This window comes from Ruminobacter sp. RM87, assembly GCF_000701925.1.
In the GTDB taxonomy this organism is placed as follows: domain Bacteria; phylum Pseudomonadota; class Gammaproteobacteria; order Enterobacterales; family Succinivibrionaceae; genus Ruminobacter; species Ruminobacter amylophilus.
The window spans coordinates 1-5,638 of sequence record NZ_JNKD01000091.1; the positions used below are offsets into that span (position 1 = coordinate 1).

Consider the following 5,638-nt stretch of genomic DNA (forward strand, 5'->3'; position numbering starts at 1 on the left):
AGTCATCCCGAACTATAAGTTTGTAAGGGACGTTGGAGACTACGACGTTGATAGGCTGGGAGTGGAAGTGCAGTGATGCATGTAGCGGACCAGTACTAATGACCCGAGAGGCTTAACCATACAACGCTCAAGAAGTTTTAAGGCGCTTGTGAGTATTGAGAAGGGCTCGGATAAGTAAGCTGATAAATTGTACAGGATACGCCTGGTAAAGATAGTGCTGTTGAACCACCTGTTCCCATTCCGAACACAGAAGTGAAAAGCGGTCACGCCGATGGTAGTGTAGCATTCGCTATGTGAGAGTAGGTCATTGCCAGGCATTTAATTTGCTGATATGGCTCAGTCGGTAGAGCGCACCCTTGGTAAGGGTGAGGTCCCCAGTTCGATTCTGGGTATCAGCACCATGCATTATCCCCCTTGCACTGCAAGGGGGTTTTTGTTTGAATATATGAGAAAATTGTTGTAATTACTTTTTTTTCATATATAATGAGCATGTTCAAATTCATATGTCATATGTGCTGATATGGCTCAGTCGGTAGAGCGCACCCTTGGTAAGGGTGAGGTCCCCAGTTCGATTCTGGGTATCAGCACCACTCAAATTCTTCTTTTTTTCTTTAATCATTTATCCTGCTTCAATTTTTATTGTATACTTTATTGTCTTTTGTGTTTGCAGATCTTTTAAAGGTTAACTATGAAATCATTGCTTCATGCTGTATTTTCAGGTCTAATACTTGGTGTTACCATTCTGATTGTAAATGACTTAATGATTAAAGAACATAGCAGTAAGTTTTCTTATTCCTTGTTTCAGAATAATAATGCTCCTGCAAACTATACTCAGGCCATAGAGGCCAGTGCTCCTGCAGTTGTTAACATATTTATTCAGATAACCGACAGTGACTATGATGGAAGTAAAAGTGATTCAACATCTTCAACAAGAAATTTAAGTTCCGCGTCAGGTATTATTGTTAACAAGGATGGTTATATTCTGACTAATTATCACGTTATTATGAATGCCTCAGTTGTAGGGAGTACTATTTTTGTCCAGCTAAGAAATGGTAAAACTTACCAGGCGTCCATTATAGGTTATGATAAACGTACGGATATTGCGGTTCTCAAAGTCTCTACTAAAGATGTTCTTCCTGTAATACCAATTAATCTTAAAAGAAAACCGCGACTAGGTGATGTAGTCTTGGCTATTGGAAATCCTTATAACATTGGTCAGACTATTACAATGGGAATTATCAGTGCTGTAGGCAGAAGCGGCAGTGGTGTTACAAATCTTAATACTCTAGATTTGTCACCTGGACTACAGGAGTTTATACAGACTGACGCAGCAATCAATTCAGGCAATTCTGGTGGTGCACTGGTTAATTCTCTTGGTGAATTTGTTGGAATGAACACAGCAACACTTTCTTCAATTGAAGCACAGACAAATAGTATCAGTTTTGCTATTCCTGCAGAGCTTTCTCTCAATATAATGAATGACATCATTAAACATGGGCGTGTAATCAGAGGTTATTTGGGCATAACTGCAAAAGATATTTCTGCAGATCAGGCGGGATATAAGAACAAATCCGGCATAATTGTGACAAGTATAGATCCTGCAGGTCCTGCAACCAATCTTTTACGCACGGGTGATATTATTACTGCCATTAATGGCATTAAGGTTAATAATCTCAAACAGGTAATGAACATTATAGCTTCTTCTATGCCTAATACATCTCTTACCTTTTCGCTTATTCGTGGTGATGAAATTCTGGAGACATCAGTTCTCCTTGCTGAGCAGAATTAAAAATGGACTGCTGTGCAGTCCATTGGATTTGGGGTTGTACGACTAGTAATTACTGGTCAGATATACAGTCATGCCTTTTCTGTTAATCTTCAGTGCAAGGAATTTATTCTTTTTACTAAGAATCTTATTTAAATCATCCATGCTGTTAACTTTTTCTCGGTTAGCTTCGGTTATTATATCTCCCTTTGCCAAACCATATCTTGCTGCACGGCTGTTATCTTTAACGTCTGAGACAAGCACTCCTTTACCATCGTTATCTGATAAGGTTGCGCCCTCAAACAGAGGATTTGAACTATTTGACGCCACAGTATGGCCTTTATCGCCGTCTAATGTTACTTCAACTTCTTTTTCCTTTCCGTCTCTGAATATGCCTATTTTGACTTTTGCTCCAGCACCGAGGGTGGCTATCTTGGCTCTGAGCTGACCGAAATTACTGATCTTTACTCCATTTATAGATGTAAGAATATCACCTGATTTAATACCGGCCTTATCAGCAGCAGAATCTTTAAGTACTTCATTAACAAAAGCACCATTAACACTGTGATAGTCGAAGTTCTTAGCAAGGTCTTCGTTCACTTCAGTTCCTGTGATTCCTAACAGACCACGTGATACTTTGCCGTTTGCTATGAGCTGATCAACTATTGAGTGAGCCATATTTGACGGTATGGCGAAGCCGATACCTATATTTCCGCCTGATCTTCCAAGAATTGCAGTATTAATACCAATCAGTTCACCTTTAAGGTTTATCAGTGCTCCGCCAGAATTTCCTGAATTTATTGCAGCATCTGTCTGAATAAAGTTTTCATAATTCTCGATATTCAAACCACTTCTACCTAGAGCACTTATAATACCTGAGGTGACTGTCTGTCCGAGACCAAACGGATTTCCAATGGCTATTGCGAAATCTCCCACCTTTAGGTTGTCTGAATCAGCGAATTTTAATTCAGTTAGATTTTTTGGTGATTCAAGTTCAAGAAGAGCAAAGTCTGTCTGTTCATCCTGACCTTTAACTGAGGCTTTCAGGACTCGTCCGTCATGAAGCGTCACTTTTATGTCATCTGCTCCATCAACAACATGGTAGTTTGTTATTACAAGTCCCTTTTCCGCGTTGATGATTACACCTGACCCTAGTGCTGAAAACTTTCTTTCCTTTTGAATCTCTGGGAAGAAAAATTTGAATTCATCTGGAATGTCCAGTGCGTTCTGGTTGAGTGATTTCTTGCCGTTGACAGAAATATTTACTACGGCAGGAACAGCTTTTTCAATAAGAGGAGCTAAAGAAGGGACACCTTCTTCATTTTGTGAAAGAGCTCCAATTAACGGAGTGGCATCTGCGTAGGCAAGATTGCCGATAGGGCTGAGCGCTAATGCTATACTTAAGGCACCTATGATTTTTGTATTTTTAAACATTACTTATTTATCTCCAATGAATAATAAAGATAACCAAGTGTAAAACCGTCGTCGAAGATTAAGACAGTACAATTCAGTCAAAGTTCATTTATTATCTTGTTCGAGGCTTGGGTAGTTATAAAATTAAAACAGACCTTTCCGATTATTTACATGGGGGTATGTGTGAAGGATTCAAATCTTAATTTTGAATTTGCGACGCGAAACAAAAAAACATGACTGAAACCAATCATGTTTTTTTTTGAATCGAACTGATTTTAATTGTTGTTGGAGGAATCTTCTACATGAACATCTTCAGATATAACTTCAGCTTCATCAATGACTGGCATTTCTTTTTTTTCAGGTTGGTGCGGGGCGTGGTATACATCATGGTGAGATGTTTCATACATGTTTCCAAACTGAGGAATGATTTTCTTTGACTGTTCATTCATAAATCTTGCATAAGTAGCATAACTGTTTTCAAGTTGATCAAAGAGTGTACCGGATGTTTGGAAAAAATCTGTCAGGATACGCTTTTGTGTTGCCATTTCTCTTTGTGCTTTTGTAAGTTCATCCTGTAATTCCATTTTTGATGCATCTCGTATCAAAAAATGTCTTAAAAGAAAACCTACTATTACTCCAAGAACTGCTGAAAGTATAATGTAGACAGTTGTTGTATTATCCATGTTTACCCCTCCTTAAAACAGATGCGTCACAGCGTATCATTATTTTTATATTATTGTATTTTGGTTATTGGTTTTTGCATGTAACTGATTATAAAATAAAGAAGGTCTTTATAATAAGTAATATCTCAAAATTTTATTATCAGACATCTTATAATCTTTGTTTTGGGATTTGTAATTAACAGTTTAATCCTGAGACTGTCATTTTCCCGTTGATATTTATTATGGTAATCCCATCGTGCAGTTTTCGCAGTTGGAGCCGTATGCTGTAACTCTATAAATTGTTTAGCCATGGCACATTATTATCAATGTTTTGTCATGAAAATTTTATGACAGAAATAATTTCAAAATATGGTAAAAAACAGATGCAAAAAGCTCAATTTTAGTGTATTATTTGCTCGCCCACATAGCGTTAGTGTGTAAAAACATGAGCGTATTCGAGTTTCTTTATCTCGAAGGGGGTAAAGATATCGAAAAAATTTTTGTACCGGAAGCGGTACTTTATGTTTAACTGTTTTTTAGTTGGGTTATATCAATGAAAACTTTTGTAGCTAAGCCAGACACTATTAAGCGTGACTGGTATGTAGTTGACGCAGAAGGCAAGACTTTAGGTCGTCTTGCTACTGAGATCGCCTCACGTTTAAGAGGTAAGCACAAGCCTGAATACACCCCTTCAGCTGATACTGGTGATTACATCATCGTTATCAATGCAGCTAAGGTTGTTGTAACTGGTAATAAGACCACTGATAAGGTTTACTATGCTCACTCTGGTTTCCCAGGTGGCATCAAGTCAATCACTTTCGATAAGCTCATTCAGTCAAAGCCAGAAATGGTAATTGAATCAGCTGTTCGTGGCATGTTACCAAAGGGACCTTTAGGTCGTGCAATGTTCCGTAAGTTAAAGGTTTATGCTGGTGCTTCTCATGATCACGCAGCTCAGAAACCACAGGTTTTAGACATTTAAGGATTTAAGTAAATGGCAGAAAATCAATACTACGGTACAGGCCGCCGCAAGAGCTCTACTGCACGTGTATTCATCAAGAAGGGTACCGGCAACATCGTTATCAACAATAAGAAGCTTGAAGAGTACTTTACTCGTCCAACTTCTCGTATGGTTGTATGTCAGCCACTTGAATTATTAAATCTCAAGGACAACCTTGATTTATACATCACTGTTGCTGGTGGTGGTAACTCAGGTCAGGCTGGTGCTGTTCGTCACGGTATCACCCGTGCTCTTATTGAGTACGATGAATCATTCCGTTCTGAACTTCGCAAGGCAGGTTACGTAACTCGTGATGCTCGTCGTGTTGAACGTAAGAAGGTTGGTTTACACAAGGCTCGTAAGCGTCCTCAGTACTCAAAGCGTTAATACAATTTTTTTATTGCGTGAAATTGAAACCCCGGTCATCCGGGGTTTTTTTGGTTAAGAACCCATATTTTGAACAAATTTGTGTAACTATGGGGTAAGTCCAAAAATCTCCACCTAGGTGGAGATTTTTTATTTATTCTTCTGTCTCTAGTGCAGAATCTTCTTCGTATTCTATATTTGTTTCAGGTTCAGGTAACGGAATGCCTAATCTTTCAAACAACTCTTTTCTCTTTCCGACAATTTCAGAGAAATAACAGCCTTCAGGAAATACAGTCTGAGTGATGTTAGAAAGAGATGATATCATCTTTGGTATAGAGTCGTATGGTAACTGAATCCCCTTGGCTTCAACTGAATGAATGCGATGTTTTAACATGCAGAGAATACTGCATGAAAGGAAGTGTATAAAAATCT

The 5,638-nt window shown here is 38.4% G+C and carries 6 protein-coding genes, 2 tRNA genes and 2 rRNA genes; 7 read left to right on the forward strand and 3 right to left on the reverse strand.

Annotation, left to right across the window (positions count from 1 at the left end; translation table 11 throughout):
- From T489_RS0111785 to T489_RS0111805, 5 genes are all read left to right on the forward strand, one after another.
- Positions 1-120: ribosomal RNA gene (locus tag T489_RS0111785) — 23S ribosomal RNA — on the forward strand; the annotation flags it as partial.
- Between the two features lie 81 nt (positions 121-201).
- Positions 202-316: ribosomal RNA gene (gene rrf / locus T489_RS0111790) — 5S ribosomal RNA — on the forward strand.
- A 9-nt stretch (positions 317-325) separates the two neighbouring features.
- A tRNA-Thr gene (locus tag T489_RS0111795) sits at positions 326-401 on the forward strand.
- A 113-nt stretch (positions 402-514) separates the two neighbouring features.
- A tRNA-Thr gene (locus T489_RS0111800) sits at positions 515-590 on the forward strand.
- Between the two features lie 98 nt (positions 591-688).
- Positions 689-1,789 carry a S1C family serine protease gene (locus tag T489_RS0111805; RefSeq protein ID WP_031580221.1) on the forward strand — a complete coding sequence of 367 codons (1,101 nt, stop codon included), beginning with the start codon at positions 689-691 and terminating at the stop codon, positions 1,787-1,789.
- Between the two features lie 42 nt (positions 1,790-1,831).
- On the opposite strand, the gene T489_RS0111810 is transcribed toward T489_RS0111805, so the two are convergent.
- Positions 1,832-3,199, reverse strand: a complete 1,368-nt coding sequence (locus T489_RS0111810) for a DegQ family serine endoprotease (protein WP_031580222.1) — start codon at positions 3,197-3,199, stop codon at positions 1,832-1,834.
- A 254-nt stretch (positions 3,200-3,453) separates the two neighbouring features.
- Positions 3,454-3,861 (reverse strand): ZapG family protein, encoded by a 408-nt coding sequence (locus T489_RS0111815; RefSeq protein ID WP_031580223.1) that lies wholly within the window; start codon positions 3,859-3,861, stop codon positions 3,454-3,456.
- 532 nt (positions 3,862-4,393) lie between these two features.
- On the opposite strand from T489_RS0111815, the gene rplM reads away from it, so the two are divergent.
- Positions 4,394-4,822, forward strand: a complete 429-nt coding sequence (rplM, locus tag T489_RS0111820; RefSeq protein WP_031580224.1) for a 50S ribosomal protein L13 — start codon at positions 4,394-4,396, stop codon at positions 4,820-4,822.
- A gap of 12 nt (positions 4,823-4,834) precedes the next feature.
- Complete coding sequence (rpsI, locus tag T489_RS0111825; RefSeq protein ID WP_031580225.1) at positions 4,835-5,227, forward strand: 30S ribosomal protein S9; 393 nt, start codon at positions 4,835-4,837, stop codon at positions 5,225-5,227.
- A 133-nt stretch (positions 5,228-5,360) separates the two neighbouring features.
- Here the strand turns inward: rpsI and T489_RS13810 are convergent.
- On the reverse strand, positions 5,361-5,638 hold a 278-nt coding region (locus tag T489_RS13810), incomplete at its 5' end, for a hypothetical protein (RefSeq protein WP_232218322.1).

Bases quoted from the DNA above. Each gene is read 5' to 3' on its own strand.
- T489_RS0111805 (WP_031580221.1), top strand. From the start codon at position 689: ATGAAATCATTGCTTCATGCTGTATTTTCAGGTCTAATACTTGGTGTT.
- T489_RS0111810 (WP_031580222.1), bottom strand. From the start codon at position 3,199: ATGTTTAAAAATACAAAAATCATAGGTGCCTTAAGTATAGCATTAGCG.
- T489_RS0111815 (WP_031580223.1), bottom strand. From the start codon at position 3,861: ATGGATAATACAACAACTGTCTACATTATACTTTCAGCAGTTCTTGGA.
- rplM (WP_031580224.1), top strand. From the start codon at position 4,394: ATGAAAACTTTTGTAGCTAAGCCAGACACTATTAAGCGTGACTGGTAT.
- rpsI (WP_031580225.1), top strand. From the start codon at position 4,835: ATGGCAGAAAATCAATACTACGGTACAGGCCGCCGCAAGAGCTCTACT.